At 61.9% G+C, this 20,214-nt stretch carries 17 protein-coding genes; 6 read left to right on the top strand and 11 right to left on the bottom strand.

Annotated elements, in window-relative coordinates; genetic code table 11:
- Positions 1 to 31 precede the first annotated feature (31 nt).
- Positions 32 to 511, top strand: coding sequence for a lipocalin family protein (locus tag FPL22_RS09410; RefSeq protein ID WP_162525246.1), 480 nt, complete (start codon positions 32 to 34; stop codon positions 509 to 511).
- Here the strand turns inward: FPL22_RS09410 and FPL22_RS09405 are convergent, their stop codons facing one another.
- The gene (locus FPL22_RS09405; RefSeq protein ID WP_144230024.1) at positions 512 to 991 is read right to left on the bottom strand and encodes a TspO/MBR family protein; all 480 of its coding nucleotides are present in this window, start codon (positions 989 to 991) and stop codon (positions 512 to 514) included.
- Positions 992 to 1,085: 94 nt separating this feature from the next.
- Between FPL22_RS09405 and tsaA the strand changes: the two genes are divergently transcribed.
- Positions 1,086 to 1,904, top strand: a complete 819-nt coding sequence (gene tsaA, locus FPL22_RS09400) for a tRNA (N6-threonylcarbamoyladenosine(37)-N6)-methyltransferase TrmO (RefSeq protein ID WP_203235134.1) — start codon at positions 1,086 to 1,088, stop codon at positions 1,902 to 1,904.
- On the opposite strand, the gene FPL22_RS09395 is transcribed toward tsaA, so the two are convergent.
- On the bottom strand, positions 1,895 to 3,757 hold the full coding sequence (locus FPL22_RS09395) for a tetratricopeptide repeat protein (protein WP_144230022.1): 1,863 nt from the start codon (positions 3,755 to 3,757) through the stop codon (positions 1,895 to 1,897). The two genes, tsaA and FPL22_RS09395, sit on opposite strands and share 10 nt — an antisense overlap.
- Positions 3,758 to 4,084: 327 nt before the next feature.
- Between FPL22_RS09395 and FPL22_RS09390 the strand changes: the two genes are divergently transcribed.
- Both FPL22_RS09390 and FPL22_RS09385 read left to right on the top strand, forming a co-directional pair.
- A complete protein-coding gene (locus FPL22_RS09390) occupies positions 4,085 to 4,657 on the top strand; it encodes a hypothetical protein (protein ID WP_144230021.1) in 573 nt (190 codons plus the stop codon).
- Between the two features lie 80 nt (positions 4,658 to 4,737).
- Positions 4,738 to 5,007 (top strand): glutaredoxin family protein, encoded by a 270-nt coding sequence (locus FPL22_RS09385; RefSeq protein ID WP_144230020.1) that lies wholly within the window; start codon positions 4,738 to 4,740, stop codon positions 5,005 to 5,007.
- A gap of 91 nt (positions 5,008 to 5,098) precedes the next feature.
- On the opposite strand, the gene FPL22_RS17985 is transcribed toward FPL22_RS09385, so the two are convergent.
- On the bottom strand, positions 5,099 to 5,617 hold the full coding sequence (locus FPL22_RS17985) for a YchJ family protein (RefSeq protein ID WP_275263034.1): 519 nt from the start codon (positions 5,615 to 5,617) through the stop codon (positions 5,099 to 5,101).
- A 130-nt stretch (positions 5,618 to 5,747) separates the two neighbouring features.
- A complete protein-coding gene (locus FPL22_RS09375) occupies positions 5,748 to 7,085 on the bottom strand; it encodes an SNARE domain-containing protein (protein WP_144230019.1) in 1,338 nt (445 codons plus the stop codon).
- Positions 7,086 to 7,279: 194 nt separating this feature from the next.
- On the opposite strand from FPL22_RS09375, the gene FPL22_RS09370 reads away from it, so the two are divergent.
- Entirely contained in the window at positions 7,280 to 7,561 is a 282-nt protein-coding gene (locus FPL22_RS09370) for a hypothetical protein (protein ID WP_144230018.1), read from the top strand.
- 82 nt (positions 7,562 to 7,643) lie between these two features.
- Here FPL22_RS09370 and FPL22_RS09365 read toward each other — a convergent pair whose 3' ends face one another.
- From FPL22_RS09365 to FPL22_RS09350, 4 genes are all read right to left on the bottom strand, one after another.
- Positions 7,644 to 8,132, bottom strand: a complete 489-nt coding sequence (locus tag FPL22_RS09365; RefSeq protein WP_144230017.1) for an N-acetylmuramoyl-L-alanine amidase — start codon at positions 8,130 to 8,132, stop codon at positions 7,644 to 7,646.
- Between the two features lie 11 nt (positions 8,133 to 8,143).
- Positions 8,144 to 8,518 (bottom strand): hypothetical protein, encoded by a 375-nt coding sequence (locus FPL22_RS09360; RefSeq protein WP_144230016.1) that lies wholly within the window; start codon positions 8,516 to 8,518, stop codon positions 8,144 to 8,146.
- Between the two features lie 112 nt (positions 8,519 to 8,630).
- Entirely contained in the window at positions 8,631 to 10,049 is a 1,419-nt protein-coding gene (locus FPL22_RS09355; protein ID WP_238991357.1) for a PQQ-dependent sugar dehydrogenase, read from the bottom strand.
- Between the two features lie 48 nt (positions 10,050 to 10,097).
- Positions 10,098 to 11,147 (bottom strand): substrate-binding domain-containing protein, encoded by a 1,050-nt coding sequence (locus FPL22_RS09350; RefSeq protein WP_162525245.1) that lies wholly within the window; start codon positions 11,145 to 11,147, stop codon positions 10,098 to 10,100.
- A gap of 152 nt (positions 11,148 to 11,299) precedes the next feature.
- Between FPL22_RS09350 and FPL22_RS09345 the strand changes: the two genes are divergently transcribed.
- Positions 11,300 to 14,572 (top strand): beta strand repeat-containing protein, encoded by a 3,273-nt coding sequence (locus FPL22_RS09345; RefSeq protein ID WP_144230013.1) that lies wholly within the window; start codon positions 11,300 to 11,302, stop codon positions 14,570 to 14,572.
- A 157-nt stretch (positions 14,573 to 14,729) separates the two neighbouring features.
- Here the strand turns inward: FPL22_RS09345 and FPL22_RS17705 are convergent, their stop codons facing one another.
- The 3 genes from FPL22_RS17705 to FPL22_RS09335 all read right to left on the bottom strand — a co-directional run bounded on the left by FPL22_RS17705 (position 14,730) and on the right by FPL22_RS09335 (position 20,194).
- Complete coding sequence (locus tag FPL22_RS17705) at positions 14,730 to 14,876, bottom strand: hypothetical protein (RefSeq protein ID WP_162525244.1); 147 nt, start codon at positions 14,874 to 14,876, stop codon at positions 14,730 to 14,732.
- A 279-nt stretch (positions 14,877 to 15,155) separates the two neighbouring features.
- Positions 15,156 to 15,917 carry a hypothetical protein gene (locus FPL22_RS09340; RefSeq protein ID WP_144230012.1) on the bottom strand — a complete coding sequence of 254 codons (762 nt, stop codon included), beginning with the start codon at positions 15,915 to 15,917 and terminating at the stop codon, positions 15,156 to 15,158.
- Positions 15,914 to 20,194, bottom strand: a complete 4,281-nt coding sequence (locus FPL22_RS09335) for a hypothetical protein (RefSeq protein ID WP_144230011.1) — start codon at positions 20,192 to 20,194, stop codon at positions 15,914 to 15,916. The genes FPL22_RS09340 and FPL22_RS09335 overlap by 4 nt, the downstream gene beginning before the upstream one ends.
- Positions 20,195 to 20,214: the final 20 nt, after the last annotated feature.

Below are 20,214 nucleotides of genomic sequence, written 5' to 3'. Positions count from 1 at the left end.
TCTACTGGGCGTATCGGGATGTTCTTCCACTATGAAAAACACCACGCCCAAGAGCCTTGCCACGGTGAAGTCGGTCGATCTCGACCGCTACATGGGCCGATGGCACGTCATCGCCTACACCCCGAATTTCTTTGAAGACGGCAAGGTGGCCACGTCCGACAACTACGTGAAACACGCCGACGGCACGATGGCCGCCGATTATGTTTTCCGTCGCAAGAATTTCGAAGCGCCGGAAAAAACCTGGCATGGCAAGGCGTGGGTGACCAATACCCAGACCAATGCCGAGTGGAAGGTGCGCCTCTTCTGGCCGTTCACCAGCGACTACCTCATCCTCGAGCTTGATGCCGATTACCGCTGGGCGGTGGTGGCGTCAAATGGCGGAAAACTCGTCTGGGTGCTGGCCCGTGAACACACGCTGCCGGATTCGGTTTATACCGATCTCCTCAAGCGTATCGATGCGCGCGGACTTGATTCCTCGCGTCTGGCTCGCGTGCCGCAACCCGGCTCGTGATCACGTCTGGCGCAGCCAGATGGACGCGTTGAGGGCGGTCGCAAAACTTACCCATAACACGTAAGGCGTCCACAGGCATGCCAGCACGCGGTCGATACGCCACAGCGAAACGAGTATCCACGTAATCACGACAAGCAGTGGGATGATGTCGATCAGGCCGGCGGCGGGTGAACGCAGTCCGAAGAAAAGGAAAGACCACGCGCAGTTGAGTGCGAGTTGGACGAACCAAAACACGAGCACGCGGCGTGCAGCCGGAACCGAGTCGCGCACCCGCCAGAGCCGCCAGGCGACAAAAGCCATCATGCCGTAGAGAACGGTCCAGACCGGGCCGAATAACCAGCCGGGTGGATTCCACGACGGTTTGTCCAGCGAGGGAAACCACGTGGTGACGCTGGTCGAGGTGATCCAGCCGCCGAGTGCGGACACGGTGGCGACCAGCAGGATGAAGCCGATCAGGGCGGGCCAGGAGCGGTTTTGCATAAAAGAAGTGGAATTACGGTGTCAGCTTGTCGGGCTGGAGCGAGGAAGAGTTCAGCATAGACCGCCGGCCGAATCACGGGCTTGCTCGTGCGCAGTGACCGACTCTCTCACACTCAAACCCATCGGATTCATTCGCACGCAGAAGCGGGTGAAATTTCAGGCGAGACATCAGCCCGTCGACGGCGAGGAAGAGTGCAACGTGCTGGAATTGCTGCCGGGGTCCAACTTCGAACAGGCGCTGCGGGATCTCGCGGGTTTTGATCGCGTGTGGTTGTTGTGGTGGTTTCACCGCAACGAGACGTGGCGTCCGCTGGTGCTGCCACCGCGCGGGCCGGCTCAACGTCGCGGGGTATTTGCGACGCGATCGCCTCACCGGCCTAATCCGCTCGGGATGACGCCGGTGCGGTTGCTCGGTATCAAAGGCCGCACGCTGCGTCTCGGCGCGTGCGATCTCGTCGATGGCACGCCGGTCTTCGATGTGAAACCTTACGTGCCCGCGTATGATTCTTTTCCCGAGGCGAACGCGGGCTGGATTGCGGAGGTGGACGCGGTGTCGGCAGCACCGGCGCGGTTCACGGTCACGCTCTCCGAAGCTGCCGAAACGCAGGCCGCATGGCTGCGCGAAACTTGGGAGATCGATTTTACACCGCGTCTAGTGGAGTTGCTGTCGCATGATCCCACGCCGCATCGCACGCGACGCATCCGCAAGCGGGCGTCGGGCACGTTGGAGATCGGCTGCGGCGCGTGGCGCGCGGAGTTCACCATCGAAGGCGAGACGGTGACCGTGACGGCATTGGAGACGGGCTATCCGCTGCGCTTCCTGACGCGTGAAGGCTACGAGGAAGTTCCCGACCGCGATGCGCAGATGGCGTTTCTCGCGCGCTGGCCGGAGATCGCGCCGACTCAGGGTTGAGCGGCGGGCTTGGTGGCGGTGGTCACGGGAACGGCGGGCGCAGAGGGCGAGGGTGTCGCAGATTTTTTGGCGGCTTCGGCCTTGCGAAGGGCGGCGGCTTTGCGCCGGTCGCGAGCGGACAAGGATGAATCGAGAAGTTGTTGTTCTTCGCGAAGCAGGGTTTTGCGGGGAAGGGCGGCGAGGAGGGCGTTGAGGTCGTCGTCGCGGTTTTGCTCGGCGGCGAGAATGGCGAACCAGAGCTGCACGCGCGGTTCGCTGCGCGTGAACGCGGGAAGGGTGGCGATGACCTTGGCGGCATCGTCGATGCGGTTGACGCTCCAGAGCGCCGAGACGTAGGCGAGCGTGGTCGCGGTATCGGCGGGGCGGCGGGATTTTTCGTAAAGCTCGGTGGCACGTTCGAGCTGACGCGGGCTGCTCTTTTTCAACAAGGTGCCGAGCATGATCCACGTTTGCTGGACGGGAATGTTGTCGGGTGTGCGCGGCGCCCACGCTTGGTAAAGTTGCCAAAGTTTTTCGAGATCGCCGCGGACTGCGTAACGCACGCGCAAGGCATCGCAGGCCCAGTATTCGCGGGGATAGCGGTCCACGATCGCCTGAAGCGCGCGCTCGGTGCCTTCACCGTCGCGCCAGATGCCGCCGAGGCGCGCGAGCATGCGCAGGCCGGCGAGGGTTTCGTTGGTCGTGATGATGGCATCGTCCCACGTGGCGCGGGCGCGTTGATCACCGAAACGCATCTGCTGCACGCGCGCGGCGAGGGAGAGGTTGATGGTCTCTTCGGAAATCTGTCCCCACGCGTGTTCGGCGAGACGCGCACGCAGGCGGGGAAGATCGTTGGCGCGCGCGGCGAGATCAGCCTCGGCGGCGGCGAATTGCGAGTCGGTGCGGATGGGCGCGGGCAACGTGTCGACCCAGGTGAGTGCGCGTTGGCCGAGGCCGAGATCGTCGAGCCAGCGGATAAGCAACGTTGCGTCGCCCGGGTTGGTGACGGCGGCGGTTTTGAGGCCTTGCAAAAGAGCATCCCAGCCCGGCGGTTCGCCCGGAGTATCGCGTTTAAGGAGCGTGCCGGTGAGCGCAGGATTCAGCAACGGCACCAAGGAGGCGACTTCGGTATCCACGCGCGCGGGATCGCGGGTGGCGGCGGCAAACTTGAGCCGTTCGAGCGAGGCACGCACGCGGACGGACGGTTCATTACCGAGGGCGGTCAGCGTGATGTAGGCCTGGCGGGAAACCTCGGGGTCGATGTTCCAAAGTCGAAGAGCGGCGAGATTGAAACGGGAAGCGAGGTCGGACGGATCGACGGCGGTGAGGGCGACCAAGTGCTCCTCGAATTCGGCCGAGCGACCGAGCGCGAGCGACACGGCGGCGGCGAGCCGGTGGAAGGCAGCGTCGCGTCGGCTGGCCTGCTCCAAGGCGGTGACGCCGCTTTGTGCGGTGGAGACATCGCCGAAACGCAGGGCTTCCGTCACGAGGGCGATGCGCAGGCTGATGTCGTCGGGCGCGAGACGGGAGAGATTTTGGCGGGCGACCACGGCCTCGGGGGAGCCGATTTTCGCGAGGAACGCGGCGGCTTCGCGCCATACCCGGAAATCGTTGGGATCGATTTCGGTCGCGCGACGCAACGCGAGCAGGGCGCTGCGGTAATCGTTGCGGGCGGCAAACTCCTCCACTTTGGCGAGCGCCTGATCCTGACGCCACTTTTGCCAGAAAGGTTTGCCGAAAATCCAAACCACGCCTGCGAGCACCACCGCGGCCAGCAAGCCGCCGAAGAGCTTGCAGAGGTCACGGTTCATCTCGGTGGTGAAATGCCACCACTCTTTGAGCTGCGCGGACTTTTTTTGGAAAAGACGGATCACGATAAGGGAATGAAAGGGACAGAGTCTGATCGCGGGGAATCGTTCGCTTTTCCGGTGAATAATAAAATTCGGCTACGGGGCTAGGGTGTAACCCTTAATCTTTGAGCGTGAATGCATTTTATGCGCCAGCGGTTGTCACTCTTTATTACCGTGTGAAAGCACGATGTGTATCAGCCTGCATCGTGGCGGTGATAGGACGGTCCGATCACGATTGATTGGGCGGTCGAACGCGGCTTGGGCTGAAAAGAGGCTCGACGGAAATTGCGCGAGGGCGTGAGGTGGCTGTAGGAAAAACGGTCCGTGCGGCCGGGGTTCCTGCTTAATTTTATGCGCTTTATCTGGCCACTTTCACTCCTGATTTTACTCGCCGGCTGCCAGTCGGCACCCACGGCAAAAACGGTGACGGCGCCTGCGGCCCCGGCTCCTGCGGTGGCCGTGGTTCCCGAGGTGATCCCGGTGGAAGTGCTGCCCGAGCGCACCGAGGCCGCGTTGGAGGCGCGGGATCTTTTGCTGAAAGGCGGCCAGCAGCACCAAGTGCTCATGCAAAGCGCTTTTCGAGGGATGCCGGGTTTCACCGTTTCCAGCTGGAGCGGTCTCGTGCTCAGCCCGAAGGACATCAAGCAAGGCGTTGTCGTGGGTTCTGGATACAAGATCGACCGCGTGGAGATTCATCCGCTGAGCGACGGCCGGTTGCGCGTGTGGGCCGAGGTGGTGAATCTTTCCGGTGAACGTTCTCAGCCGGAAGGTGCGTGCGAATTCCGGCCGTCGCCGGGCGATGCGCCGATGCTTAAATTCAAGCTGTTGCCCGCAGTCGAGGCGCAGGGGAAAATCCTCGTTTTCTTCGAGTCGGCTCACCCGCAAATGGAAGGTTACAGCATCCTCGTGCGTCGCAAACGCTGAGGCCATCGTGTTGCGACGAGGGAACTTTTGGCGTTCTTTTCGCACTGTGATTGGAGCAATCCCAACCTCCCCATTTTACCATGACTACCGCTGAAAAACTCCCGCTCCTTTATATCAAACCCGGCTGCCCTTGGTGCACTGAGGTCACCGCATTTTTGGGTGAGCACGGTATCGGTTACCGCGAAATCAATGTGAGCGAGGATCCGCACGAATATGCCGAGATGCAGCGCAAGTCCGGCCAGCCACGCGTGCCCACGCTCGACTGGCACGGGAAGATTCTGGCGGACTTCGGCGTGGCCGAGCTGGTGCCGTTTCTGCAGAAGCACAACGTGAAGCTCGAGGACAGTTGAGCTAAGAAGCCTCGATTCACGTCACGTTTTAAACGCAAAAAAACCGCCCGGACTTCGGGCGGTTTTTTTTGCGTTTGGAACGGTTGGGCGATCAGGCTTTGCCGAGGCAGCACTGCTTGTATTTTTTGCCGCTGCCGCAAGGGCACGGATCATTGCGACCGGCCTTGGGGGCGGAGGATTTGATGGGGGCGGGGCCCTGGCGAAGCGTGCGGGTGAAAAGCCACTTGCCGTCGATGAGTTGGAACTCGGACTTCTCGTGCAGCGCGCCGGTCGCTTCCTTCTCGGCGTAGTAGGCGGTGAAATCGACGTAGGAGATGCCGGGTTTCACATCGGGCTCGTGCGAGTGGATGACGAGCTTCGTCCAGCCGAGCGGACCCACGCCGTCATCCTCGACGAACGGCTGGCGCGAGCTGGGCAGGTAGGTGTAATGAAGAAATTTATTCTCGTTGGCGACGTGCGCGGTGAAGCGGGCGCGCATCAATTGCTCGGCGGTGGCGGCGGGGCGTTTGCCGCTGATGATCGGCTCGCAGCAGAGTGCGAAATCAATACCGCTGCCGCAGGAGCAGGGTTGGCCGGAGACGGGTTTGGGCAAAGGTTGGGCGGATGACATAAATCAGAGGACGGAGGACGGAAAACGGAGGACAGAGGACGGAAACGGCGTGGATGGCGAGGCGGACTTTTATGGACGCGGGGGCGTGCGGGTGCGTTATCGCCGCGTAGAGTCGCTCCTGCGTTACGGATCAGAAGCCGGCGTTGACCTCGTGCTGGCGGCCGGGCTCGAGCGTGAGCGAGCTCAGGCCAAGACATTCGACCTGATCGTTCTTGTAGAGCTTGGCCTTGATGGGCGCGGTGGCGTCGGGGGTTTCCCAGCGCCATTTGCCGATGGAAACGAATTGGAGCGGCACGCCCTTGTCCCAGGAAAGTCCCGGGCCTTCGCCGCGGATGAAGAGCTTGTTGCCGATGCCGATGTAGGCGGTGGCGATCAAGCGGGTGAAGCCGTCGGAGGTGATGGCGCTCTCAGTGGCTTCAGGTGCCTCGGGGGTGAGGCCCAAGTCGAAGCCGGAGTCATCATCCCTGGGTTTGCGGGCGCGCGGTGCTTTCGGGGCTTCGGGTTCGGAGACAGGGACCTCGGCGGCCTCGGGTTCGGACGGAGTGAAGACCTCTTCGGTGGGTGGTTCAACGACGACGGAAGGTGTCTCGGTGATGGAGGCGGGTTGGGCGGGCGTTTCTTCGACTGCAGTGACCATGGCGGGTGTCGGTTCGACAACGGGTTCCAGTGCAGGCGGCGCGGGTTCGGCCGGAATTTCGTGAACGACCACGGGTGCAATTGTCGCCGGTTCTTCGGTGACGGTTTCGGGCTCGGTGACGGGTGCGGTCTCCGTGGGCGCAGGCGAAGGGGGGCGGGAGGATTTTGTGCGGGCTGGTTTTTCGGCCGGCGCGGGGGCCGGGGCTCGGGTGATTTTTTCGACCGAGAGAGTCGTCGCGAAGGCAAAGGACTCGAGCTGGGCAGTCGCGCGGGCGAGGGCGGCGGCTAGGTCTTTTTCGATGCCGGCCAGCGTGTCGCTCTTGGTCTTGGAAGCGGTTTCGTGCTTGGCCAGCGTGCGGGAGATTTTCTCGGCGGTGGCTTCGAGGCGGGTGACGTCTTCCTTGACGGAGGAGTGCGCGGAAAGGGCGGAGCCGGCGAGCTGTTGCGTGAGGCCGTCGATGCGCTCCTGCAGCTTGGCGGGGAGTTTTTCGATGGAGGAAAGGTTGTGCTTGGAGGACTCGGCGATGCCGTTCAGCCCCGAAGCGACGATGCTAAGCTGCTCGGCGGAATCGGAGGTGATACGAGCGAGGGCGGCGATCTGGTTTTGCCGTTCGGTGAGCTCGGCATCCTGGCGGCGCGCGTAGTTGGCGAGGAAAGGAATCACCAGGAGCGCGGAGCCGGCGACGACGCAGATCGTGATGGCGAGCAGCGGTCCGGGAGTGATCGGCGCTGCGCTGCGCAGGGCGATGACGACTGCCGTGGCGATCAACACGAGATCACCGGCGATGAACGGCAGTTTGGATAGTTTCGGGGCCTCTTCAGGATGGTTCATAGGGTGGCGTCCACGACGGGAGTTTTGTGCGATGGACGCCGGGTATTCTCAAGGCGGAAAGCCGCGCGATCCCGAATCAGGCGATGGCAGGGTCGGAAGGCGTGCGACCATCACGCCCCGCGGGTTGATGGTTGCGGGGCTAAGTTTAGGGTTTTCGTCGGGCCGGCGCGGGTTAAGCTTTGGATATAAACCGAATGAATTTCGCTAACTTCATACGGATCGAGCGCGAGGAGGAAGGACGGACACGGCACTATGTGGTGCACACGCGTGATCCAAAATTTTCGATCGAAATCATTCCCGATGACGCCGCGCCCGATCATGTGGGCAAGGGCACCATCAAGGCCGTGCGACTGCCAAATTCGTGGGCGGGAAATTATTCGCAATGCGCGAAGCTGATTACGGCGGCGCAGGAGTTTTTCAACCAGTCGTTCGCTGAGCCGGTGCCCAAGGGCGAGACACGGCGGTTTCAGGCGTGAGGCTCGGCGCATTGCGCGAGCAGATTAAGGGATAAGTTTAAGTTGAAGAAGCAGAGCGCCTGCGAACGGGTGGCCTATGTGATCATACGACCGGCAGGAAGTGTTCGCTGATCGCGGCAAGGAGCCGCAGCCATTCGCGGGGCGCGAGGTCGTCTTTGCGACCGGGGGCGACCTGGCGGTGGTCGGTCATGCAGGCGGGAGTCCAGCCGTGGCGGAGCCAGCGGGGGGCTAGCCAGTCGAGGGCGCTGGCAATCTGCGCGGTTGTTAGCGGGGTGGTGCGGGTGTCGACGGCGAAGGAGACGCCGAGGAGGAAAGCGTTGCAGTTATTGCGTCCGTGGAAACTGGATACGCCGGCGTGCCAGGCGACATGATCGTCAGGCACGAGCGTGGCGCGGGTTCCGTCGGCTCCGATGAGCACGTGGTAGCTGACGCGGCTTTCAGGGCTGAGCATGTGCAGGATGGTGGCCTCGAAATCCATCACGCTATGGTGGAAGCACACCCCGAGTTTTTCGTGGGCGGGGGTGGCTGAAAAGTTTGGCGAGGGCCGGCGGATTTCAGTGAACGACGGCATGCGGGAGGCGGTTAAAGCGAGCGCCAGATGCCGCTGATGAGAGAGACGATCATGCCGATGCGGATGGCACCTTCGACCGTGAGGATGACGAGGATCCACTTGAGGCCCGAGTTGCGCCGCAGCGAGTAGCCGAGCAGTGAAACAATCAGCATGCATACGACCTGCGCGCGGCCATCCTTGGGGATGAGCATGAGGATCATCCAGACCCAGTAGCACACGATGCCCATGCCCCAGGCAAACGACAGCAGTTCACCCGGACCGCGGGACCGCGGGTCGACGCCTTGTTCGATTTGTTTGAGCCCGATGTGGCGCTCAGCGATCACGAGCTGCCAGCCCTCAAAGAGGAGGCAGAACGGAGCGAGATACATGAGCAGCGGGATATCCATGCCGGTGTTGGCTTGTTGATAAGGATGGCGTGTGGCCGGGCCAACGCGAAAACACGGCCGGGTCGCAAACGGTGCAGGCCTTGCGAGACGATCCGCCTGCGCGGCTGGCTGATTATTCGGCCGCGGGCGCGAGACGTGCGACCCGATCCTGCAATAGAACGTAGAGCAGGCCATCGGGACCGTTGGCTACATCACGCAGGCGACCGAGGCCTTTGAAGATGATTTCCTGGTCGATGACCTTGCCGTCTTTCACCTCGAGGCGGCGAAGTTCTTGCGCGGCGAGCGAAGAGACGAAGAGCTGGTTCTTCCACTTCGGGAAGCGGTCACCGGTGTATATGGCGAGCCCGCACGGAGCGATGGACGGAAGCCAATAAGTAATGGGGGGCTGGATGTCGGGGCGCGCGGTGACGTCGGTGATGGGCGTGCCGTTGTAGTTCATGCCGAAGGTCGCGAGGGGCCAGCCATAGTTGAGGCCGCGTTGGATGATGTTGAGTTCATCGCCACCGCGCGGGCCGTGTTCGTGTTCCCAGAGTTCGCCGGTGACCGGATGAAACCGGAGCCCTTGCGGGTTGCGATGGCCGTAGCTCCAGATGGAGGGAATGGCGCCGGGGGTCTTGAGGAAAGGATTGTCGACGGGGACGCGGCCATCGTCGTGGAGGCGGTGGATTTTGCCGTTGGGCAGCGTGAGGTTCTGCGCGTCGACCTGATTGCCGCGTTCGCCGATGGAGAAAAAGAGGAAGTTGTTTTTATCGAAGGCGAGGCGGCCGCCGAAGTGGTTGCCGCCGTGGCGGAAGGTTTCCTCGGGGGCGCGGAAGATGATCTGCTGATCGGTCCAGGTGTTGCCCTTGAGGCGTCCGCGAATGAGGGTGGTCATGACGGCGCCGCGGTTGGGCTCGGTCTTTAGCTGGTCGGAGAACGCGAGGTAGATCCAGCCGTTACGGGCGAAATCAGGGTGAAGGACGACGTCGAACAATCCCCCCTGGCCGCCACTGTCCACGGCGGGGAGACCCGAGACGGGCTCGGGGCGGAGGACGCCCTTTTCAACCACGCGGAGAGTGCCGCGTTTTTCGGTGATGAGGACGAGTCCGTCGGGTTGGAAGGCGATGGCGTAAGGTTCGCGGAGACCGCTGACGACCGTCTCTACGCGGAAGGAATGAAGTTTTCCGGTGGCGACGGTATCGGCCGAGGGGCTGGGGGCGGGTGTGCGGCGCGACGAGGCCTGGCCGGCCTGCTCGTTGATGAAAACGACGAGACCGCGTATTTCTTTTTCGGATACGGTAGCGCCGAAGCCGGGCATGCCGTTTTGGGGGCGGCCGTTGCGGATGCTGGTGGATAGGGCCGCGTCATCGCCGCCGTAGCGCCATTGTCCGGAGACGAGGCTGGGAGCGGAGCCGCCTTCCATGTTGGCACCGTGGCAGCTGGCGCAGAATTCGGCGTAGATTTTACGGGCGTCGCGGGCGGGCTGTTCGGCTGCGGTGGTTAAGGCGGCTGGGACGAGCAGAAAAGAGGCAAGGAGTCGGGGCAAGGTCATGGAGCGCACGATGCCGGCGGCGTGATCGGGCGCAAGTGCGAGCGAAAATCAAGTGGCGGGCCGGATGGACGGGCCTTCGATCCAGCGACCCGGCACCAGGACGGTTTTAGGTATGGCGGGTTCGCCGCGTTCATGGCGGTTGATCTGGGCGAGGATGATATCCACGGCGGCAGCACCGACCTCGTGATTGGATTGATCGACGGCGGCGCGGGCCGAGTCGGGTGAGAGCCATTGCAAATCAACGAGACCGATATCGTCGGGCGTGCCGAGGCGCAGTCGTTGGAGATGTGCGCTGACGGTATCCCAATCGCAGGTGATGATGACGTCGGGCTTTTCGCGTTTTAGCCAGCGATCAAAAACAGCCGGATCGGTAAGATTGCCGGCGATCAAGGGACGAGGGGCCTTGGAGAGATCGGCTTGCGAGCAAACCCAGCCGGCAAGCCAACGGCGATGCACGCGTGTATGCATGATTTCACTCAGCACCAAGCCGATGCGCCGATAACCGCGGGAGGAGAGCTTTAAGCAGGCCATTTCCACAGCTGCGGCGTGATCATGGACGGTGCGGGAAATGCGCGGAAGGTTGAGGGTATAGCCAATGGTGGCGTAGGCTGTGAAATCGAGTTTGAGCCAGGGATCGCCGGCGGCGAGGCGTGCGTGGATGATCTCGGGCCGCTGCACGGGGGCGATGAGCACGCCGGGCACGGAGCGCGTGCGCAGAATGCCGGCGAGGCGTTGCGGATGCATAAACACATCGTCGAGCAGGAAGTCCTCAAACTCATAGCCGAACTCGGCGGCACGGGCGGCGGCCCCCGCCTTGAAGTCGCGGAACGGGCCGAATTCGTAATAGGAGCCGAGGTGGTTCCAGGCGACGACATGGGCAAGCTTGACCGGGGCGCGGGTGGCGGAGCGGCGGCGGATGTGGTTCATGCGGCCGGCGAGAAGGGGATCGGGCTTATATCCCTGGGCGGTCGCAGTCCGTAGAATCAGCTCCCGGGTCTTGGGGGCGATACGCGGGTCGTCGCGCAACGCCATGGATACGGTGCCCAGGCTGAAACCGGTGAGCGTGGCAAGCGAACGCAAGGAGGGAGGCTGGGGCATGTTCATAAAGTTGCATTAATATTGAACGTGTTCAATCGCGAAATCGGTGATTTCCCTCAAGTCGCGGCTAAGACCGTTCCTGTTCAGCCGACGTCCCCTGCCGGTTGTGCCGCTTCGAATCCCCATCGTTACGCATCTCTTGTAGTTTTCCCATGAATACCCCCATTCGTTATCTTTCGCGCCTGAGTGCGCTTTTGCTTTCAGTCTGCCCGGCTGTCGGATTGCTGACCTCCCCGGTTTTTTCCCAGACGACTTACTATTGGGATGGTAATGCAGCGACGACGGGCAGCGGTGCGACGACGCTGGCCGGCAACTGGGGAGGTGGCAGCGCCTCGGCGTTCTGGGGCACGCTCATCGATGGAACGAGTGCGACCACCGCCGCGACGATCACGAGTTCGGATACGGTGGTATTTTCGGCCAATGACGGTTCGGGCACGGCGAATAATTGGAACACGGGTTATACGGTCACGCTTGGGGCGGCGCAGTCCGTGGCTGGGATTGTCATCAACGGGGCGTCCGTCGGCAGCGGCAATACCGGCGGCACGCTGACGCTCGCGGGCACCGGTTCCCCCGGTCTGACGATTGGCGCAGGCGGCCTGACCATCAACGGCAGCAATGGCGATCCGACCCTCGCCGCCACCATCGGCACGATTACGCTCGGAGACGACCAGACATGGAACGTCTATAACGCCCACAAGTATTCGGTCGCGGCGGCGGTCGCGGGCAACGCCGGCTCCGGCTCCACACGCATGTGGACGCTGGGCTATCTGACCCCCTACACCAACGATTACTCGGGCATCATTTCGAACGGTTCCGGCGGCGGCGATCTCGCGATCACGGTTAACAACACCAATGGCGTGTCCACCGGCACAGGTGTTCACAACATCAGCGGCACCGCCAATACCTACACCGGCAAGACGACGATCTCCCGCGGCATCCTGCAGATCACCTCTCTGAAAAACGTGGGCGGCGGTTCCAGCAGTCTTGGCGCCGTCACCACGGTGGGTAACGGCACGATCGACATCGGTTCCGGCACCAATTCCGGCAGCCTGTATTACAACGGTTCGGCCGCTTCCACCAGTGATCGCGTGATCAACCTGGCCGGCAGCACCGGCGGCGCGACGATCAGCAGCCTCAGCGCCACGGCGGCCAACACGCTCACGCTCACGTCGAACATCACTGCCGCCACCGGCAACAAGACGCTAACTCTTCAAGGCACGAACACCGGTGCGAACACGATCTCGGGCATCATTGGCGATCCCGACGGAGCGAGCAAAATCAGTCTCGTGAAATCCGAGGGTGGTCGCTGGGTTCTGGGCGGGGCGAACACCTACAGCGGCGGCACCACGATCAACGCCGGCACCCTCTCGGTCGGAGCGACCGGCACGCTGGGCCAGAATGTGGTTGGCAACAACGTGACCATTGCGGGCGGCAACCTCCTGCTGGGCGCGGGCACCAACATCGGCTCCAACCAGGCCATCAGCATCACGGCGGCCGGTGGCGGTATCGGCGTGGCCTTCACGCCTGTTTCGTTTCCGACTTTGACCGACAACAGCGGCTCCACCGGTGGTGTATTCGGACTTAACTACACCGGCACGGGCGGCATCGGTTCCGTCACGGGCATCGACTCCCTCTTCACTTCGTCCAGCTACTGGTTCCTCGGTTCCTTTGTCGGTGGCTCGGGCACCTACACGGGCAACAGCCTCACGGCCGGCAACGGCGGCAACTACCGCCTCGGCGGTGGCGGCGGCATTCTGACGATGCAGAACAACGTGCTCACCGGTGCCAACAACCTCATCGTTGGCAGCACCGGCGGCGGCACAGTGATCATGTCGGGCGCCAACACTTACAGCGGCAAGACCACGCTGCAAAACGGCACGCTCTCCGTTTCTTCAGTCAACAAGGTGTCCGGCGGTTCCGCCTCCAGCAGCCTGGGCGCACCGGTCACCATCGGCGATGGCACGATTAACATCGGCTCCGGCTCCAATGCCGTGACGTTCAACTACACCGGCACGGGCGAGACCACCGACCGCGTGCTCAATTTCACCGGCACCACCGGTGGTGTCACCTTCACCAACACCGGCACGGGCAACCTCAACTTCACGGGCACCTCGACGTTCACCGGCGCGGGCGCGAAAGCCTTTGTGCTCGGCACGACTGCGGACGCGTTTGGCGGCACGCTCGGACCGATCCTCGACAACGGTGGCGTGACGACCGTGACCAAGAACGGTTTGACCAACAGCACGTGGACGCTGAACGGCACCAACACCTACACCGGCACGACCCAGATCAACGGCGGCGTGCTTTCCAACTCCGGTGTGCTGGCCTCCTCGGCCCGTATCAATCTGGCGGGCGGCGGCACCAACTTCGCCATCCTTCAAGGCCAGGGCACGATCACGCGCCAGCTCGGCGCGGGTGCGAGCCGGCTCGACTGGGCGGCCAACGGCGGTTTCGCGGCGAAGGGCGGCAAGCTCACGCTCACGCTGACGAACAACACCGGTGTCGCCGCCGGCGCGCTGACATGGGGCGCGGGCAGTTTCATGGGCACCGGTATAACGCCCATGGTGTTTGGCTCATCGACTGCGGACAACCAAGTCGAGCTGACCAACAACTTTACTTTGGGTGACAACGTCTCCGCCAATTTCAACCGTTACATCCACGTTGAAAAAGGCGTCGGCGGGGACAGTGCGTTGCTCTCCGGCGTGATCAGCGTGGGCGGCGGCACCTCTTCATTGAACGGCTTTGTGAAGAGCGGCGCGGGCACGCTGATCCTCTCCGGCAACAATACTTACACCGGCACGACGACCTTTAGCAACGCGACCAGCGGCATCCTGCTGATCAACGGCAACCAGACCGCCGCGACCGGTGCGGTCACCGTCAGCACGGGCAACACACTCGGCGGCTCGGGCATTATCGGTGGTGGGACGACGGTGAACAGCGGCGCGTTTCTCACGCCCGGCGGCACGGAAGGCGGCACCGGAGTGCTGACCTTCAACAATGGTCTCGTGATGAATGGCACCACGACGTTGCAAGTCCTGTCCGCCGGCACGCGCGGCACGGCTTACGATGCGGTCAATATCGCCGCCGGCACGTTTACCGGCACCGGAGCCTTGGTCATTAATTTCAGTTCTTTCCTCGGTGATGCAGCGAGTTTCGACCTGTTCGGCGGTGCGGCTTTCAACGCACTGCCGGTCTTTACTTCGGTCACGGCGACTGGTGTTTATGCCGGCGCTTTTTCGCTGAGCGGCGGTGTCTACACCTTCACCGACGGAATGCAGACGCTGACGCTCAACGTGAGCACCGGCGATCTGCTGGTCAGCGGTTTGTCGGCCGTGCCGGAGCCTTCGACCTACGCGGCACTGGCAGGCGGGCTGGCTTTGGCCGGCGCCTGGTTCACGCGCCGCCGCCGGATTTCCGCCGCCTGAGGTGGAGCGATAAAACTTTCGTCAGGGAACGACGAAAAATGGGGCCCGGGATGTTGGCGGCAAGTCCGCCGGCATCCCGGGTTTTTTATTTTCAGGATCAAGATGCGGGAGCGTAGCCGGTCAACTGATGCGGGCGGGGCTCTGGCGCCCGGCCCTTTTACGCCTCGGGGCACTTTCTCAGGTTAAACTGCTCAGCGGAGGCGACGATCGTCGACGTGGCGGGGCGCGCGGATTGAGGCTGCGGGATCAGATTGGTGATCGCCTGCATTTTTACTCGCGCGCTGGGATTATCGGATGAGGACAAGAGGAAAATCTGCCGGGCGTTGGCGCGGTTGAAATGTCAGCCGCGGCGATGAGCAGAGGTTTGCCGTTGTGTTCTTTGAACACGCCCAGAGGCAGGTAGGAATCGTCAGCGCCGTCGTGCGCGACGATTAGGAGCTATGGACAACAGAGCGAAGAAACCGTGACCGCATCAAGAGCCCGAACCTTGTTCGAGCAGGGACTTCTCCTCGATGATTATGTCGCGAATTGATTTAAACAGGACATCGCCCAAGCGGCGTGCGCGCCCCAAAACCGACTGCGGTTAGCGGCGGGGCGCGGATTCCAATTTGGCGAGGGACTCGGGCAGTTCCGAGACCACCTTGACCAGAACCGGCGCTTCTCCGGGGGTTCGTTCGACAATGAAGAACAGTTGTCGTGTGTGGGCCGGTAGGAAATGTGGCCCGCCCGCCAAAAGCCTAGGCTTGGCTTGGTATTCGTCGACGACCCTCAAATCGACGTAGTCTTGAGACAACATGGTCGGTTTGAACAATTGCCGGGACTGGGGGTTTATCAGTTCCCTTTGCCCGCCCAGCGAGACGCCCAGCGCGCGCGAGGTCAGATTCCAGACAAGACAGCTGCCCAAGGGAGCATCTGCGGCCGAAAACGGGATGGCCATGACCTTCAGCTTTGTGTCGGGAGTTCCCGCGAAGAGCAGCAGGTAGTCTCCGCCCGGTGGAGCAATGCTGGTCGTCGCCAGAACCTGGGGCTCGGTCAAGGCGTTTGGGGTTCCTGCGGCCGGCTTATTTTCCCTCGGTTTGCCCTCCGGTTTTATGAAAGAAATATCCGCGGGGCCGGTATATTTGACGGCCGACTCGATATAGGTCGACGGGACATTCAAATGCAGGCGCTGCTTGGGGCTGATGACGATGTCGAGCCCCTCCGGAAGCGCGCCAGACACGCTGAGCGCCTTGAATCTGACCGTGATTACCGGCGCCGGCTCCTTTTCAGCCGAAAACACCGGGCCTGACCACAGGGTTAAAGTGGCGAGGATGAGACTCAGGATGCGATATGGGGAACGGTTCATATGTCTTGGGGCGAAAGCCAACGGAAACTCACCATTTTGAACCGACGGCCAAAGTTTTGGTTGGCCGTCGATAGGATGGACACGGGCGTCAAGCTCGGGTCGCCCACGGTCGCAGGGTTATACACCGGCGTGGCATCCTTCAGTGCCACGCCTAGCTTGGTGTAACTGGTCGCCGTCAGCGCGGGATCCGATTGGTCGATATATTCCGGTAAACGTTGGACCACCGCCTCGCACCAGGCCTTGCCCATTGAGGCGCCGGTGACCGGATTCACACTTTCCCCATAACTCCGGATGGTGAACGTATCCGAACGGGCGGAGATGAACGGTCCGATCTGCTGCAGCACGTCGGCTTGCAGGATGAAGCCTGATGCGGTCGACGCGGTGGGACCCTGGCCGGCCAGGTAATCGTTGTTCGAGTTGGTGCTGGTGGCCCATTTGAACGCCCAACCGGAAGTGCCTTGGGCGACGGAAGCATCGCCCTTGTTGCCGGCAGTGTAGGAGGACCCCGTGTAAAATTTATAGTTGGGGGAATTGGCGTTGCCGGCCTCGTCCAAGGCGGCCTGAAGCGCGCCCTTCGCGCCGGTGGAGGTGGTCCCGCTACCCAGGTCGTTCAGAAGGTTGCGATTGATGAAGTCGCTCAAGGAACGGAACGGACCCGTGTATGAACTGCTTGGAGTCGAGGATCCCGCGATCTTGCCAAAGTGTGTGTAGGTGGTGCCCGCTTGCCGCCGTTTGATTTCGGCCACCACGTTGGTGGCCAGCTGGCGGATTTGCGCATCCGTGAGCGTGGCAAATCCGGTCCAGCTATTCTGTGAAAGAGGATTGTTGTCGCGCTGCGAGGTGCTGTTGGCCGGCGTCATCCTGGGCACCGCCGCCGCGTTGATGAGGCTGGTGGTGGCGCCTCCCTTGGCGACCATGTTCGCATCGCGGGCCGCACCCAGAACAGCGGCCCAGGCATCGATGGATTGTGAGTTGATATTAAAGCTGCCCCGCGTGAGTAGCGAGGCGGCGGCCTGGCGGTAGGCCGTTTGCAGGTTGGACAGTTTGGAGGCCGCGGTGGTAGCGCCGTCATAGGGAATCATACGACTGTTGGCCATGGGGGTTGCCCGCGTTCCGTCGAGCCAGCGAGTGATCGCGGTGGTCAGGGTGGTATCGGTGTTGTTCCAAGCACCGCTGGTGCCTCCGCTCATTTCCTGCGAGATGGACGAGAAGAAGTATTTGTCCCAGATGGCGTCGTTCATCAAATAGCTCATGTCATACAGGAAGTAGGGATTGGACTTTCCGTTGTAGTAGCCGACCGGATTCACGGTGGAATTGGCCGGGACATAGGGCGTCGCGTATGAATTACCCGTCGAGAAATACGGCTGGTAGCCGTAAGTGGTGATATTGGCGTGCTGGAATTCCGCCAGGGACGACATCGGGCGGGTGGGCACATGGATCAGCGGGAGTTCGCTCAATCCGGACGAGCTGCCGTCGAGCCAGCTTTGGCCGGTCGCACCTGTTCCCGCCAAGCTGCCGCGGGCCGGATTGGTTCCATTGGTCGGGCCCCACATTGGACTGTTGTTGGACAAGGCGACGTCGTCGGTGAAATTCGGACCGTAGGTGTTACGAAATTCGACCTGGTAGGCAGGAGGGGTCTTTGGGAATCCGCTGGTCCCGTTGGTCACACCGCTGGCGGTCTGGTCTCCCATCGAGCGGCCATATTGCTCAAAGGCCACGGGATTGCTGGTGATGAAAGAACGGCTAGCTTTAGAAGAGGGATGGTCCGCCGGCTTGGCGTAATAATCCAACGCGAAAAAGAACTGAGCGGCGCTGAAGCAAGAGCCGGCCGTGATGGAATAGCTGGGGCGCTGGGCATTGTCGGCGCGGATGCCGTTGACGTAGTAATCGTAGTAGGCCGCGGTCTTTTGGTCGATGCCACTCGGGTCCGTGTTATTGCTGCGGAAGGGCGGGCCATAGATGCTGATCTGATAATTTAGCGGGCACTCGAAGCTATAGGCATCATCGCCGCTGCTGGCCTCCAGTCCGTATTTGATCTCCATGTCACCGCCAGCGGAGTTAAAGACGACTTTGATATCGTCCCCTAGATTATTGCACCAAACTTCGGCGGCGTAGTTGTTGGGGTTGACGGGAGGAGCGGTGTTGTCGATCCCTCGGACAGCTTTCGTGAGGTCGGTCGCGCTGATGATTTCGGTGCGCAGTGGAGAGCAGAGATTGGGGTTTACGGGATTGTTGTTCGGCTGATTGGTTAGGAATGGGATTACAAAGCCATCCTGCGTATTCGGAGTCGCGCCCATCAGGACGCGGGTCGCATCGACCGCGTTCCTAGCCGCCTGATTTGCCCCCTCCGGCTTGACCAGCAGTGAATTTCCGCCGGTTTGAGGATAGAGTATTTTTAGTTCCCCGGCTTTGAGGGTCATGGGTGGGATAAACAGGTTGTAGGTCGGCCAATTCGAGCCGCGGCTCGATTGGGCGAAATTCTGTATGTTACTTCCTGACGAGTTTGTGTTCACGACGCCGTCCGCAGTGGTCCGGTCGTAGCCATTGATGATCGTCTTAATGGCAAAGGGTATGCCCGCAGTGGTGCCGGTCGCGCCGGTCTGGATGACTCCGGCGACTTGGCTCGATAGGCCGGAGGCGAACGAGTAGGTCTTCCCACTGTAGTTACCAAGCACCAGATCTTTGTCGTAGGGATTGTGGAGCACGACGATGGGCTGCATCACGAGCTGAACCGCATACACAGTTGCCGACGCGGGATAGGCCGGGTCTGTGGGGCCGGTGTTGACGACCTGGCGCTGGACGGTCCTGACGCCATAGCGAATCATCACCCGGTTGATATACGGGTCCAAGCCCACTTGCGTCGGGCGAGGCACGTAGGTGGACCCACCCGTAAGCAAGGCGTTGAGATTGGGATCCTTTGCGATGGCTCCGTAGCCCGTCGACACCGCGTAGATCGACGGCATCGCATCCTGGTCGTTGAGCTTGTAGCCGACGGCTTTGCCACTGGGATACGCCGCCCGGGCGTTGACGGCGGTGGGATTGGTCGGCGAGGTCTGCGTTTGATAGAGCCGGTAATGACTGCGCAGTAGATGCCAAGTGGGACCGCGGAGATATTCCCGATCCTGAGTGCCTGCATTGTTGAATTCAACCAGCGGTGAAAAGACAAAGGAGACGTTGTGGGGCGACACGCCCGAGGTCGTTTTCCAAGCCAGAATGGGAGAGACGTTGCCGGACGGCGCTTTTTGCGTGCTTTGACTGTTGTCGACCAGTGGCCAGGCATTATCCCCGAATTCCGATGTCTTGAAAAGAGCTTCACTTAGATCGAAGGCGGTGGACAGATCCCACTTGAGTCCGCCGTTTCTGACATCGGCCTGCACGCCGGCGGACCAGAGCGAGTAGTCGTGAAACCGGGCGGTGGAGATCTTGGTCAGCGTGTCTGTGGCTACCGCGTCGGTATCGCCCAGCAGTTTGAGTTGCTGCGCACTCAGCATGCGAGTGGCCCTATCCATCATTGCGGAGGTCAGGACCGTAGCGGGATCGGTGGTCGCGGGCGTTGGCGACGTCGGGCCGCTGAATAGTTCCCACGCGTTGCGCTGGGCCGACCCGACCCGGTTGATGCGGGAAATATCGTCGTTTTTCCCAAGATAGGGATCGGTGAGATTGACCCTCGCCTTGATACCCTCGTCCCCAACCCAGTAACCAAAGCGTCCGACGGTGGGGGAACCGGTGACACCGGGAGCCGCGCTGGAGGTAATATCCTGAACGGGGACGACCACCGCGTTGCCCGCTTCGGCCGGCACGGAGGAGTTCGTATTGGCGCTGCCCGAGCTCACCAGCTGCACGGCGGTGGAGCTGCTCATGACACCGGCCGCCAAGGTCGGAGCCGGAACCGCGTTGTTCGGGGCATCGGCGGCAGCTTGGGTAGCCTGTGAGACCAACCAGACGGGAGGATTCGACAAATTGGCCGACCGCGTATCCCAGACGCCGGTCCACTTTTTTTTGGTCGGGTCTGTGTTGCTCAAAATCTCGGCGGCGGCTGTCACGCGTTGGTCGGGGCCGGCGGCTTTTTGAAGCTGGCCCAAGGCTATGTTGAGCGCGAAGAGAGCGTTCTGGCGGGCTTGCGAGAGCTGCTGGCTGTTGGAGGCAACCTGGGTCTCAACGCGCGTGAGGGACGCGAGCGACACCAGGAGCAGCACGAGAAACGCGAGCAGCGTGATTGTGATAATCAGGGCGAAGCCACGATCACGGGAGCGGGTATGTATCCGGCGCGGGGGCATGGAATGACTCTGAAACGGGG

The sequence above is a fragment of the Rariglobus hedericola genome (assembly GCF_007559335.1).
Lineage (GTDB): Bacteria > Verrucomicrobiota > Verrucomicrobiia > Opitutales > Opitutaceae > Rariglobus > Rariglobus hedericola.
This window is presented reverse-complemented; position numbering and strand designations above follow the sequence as displayed.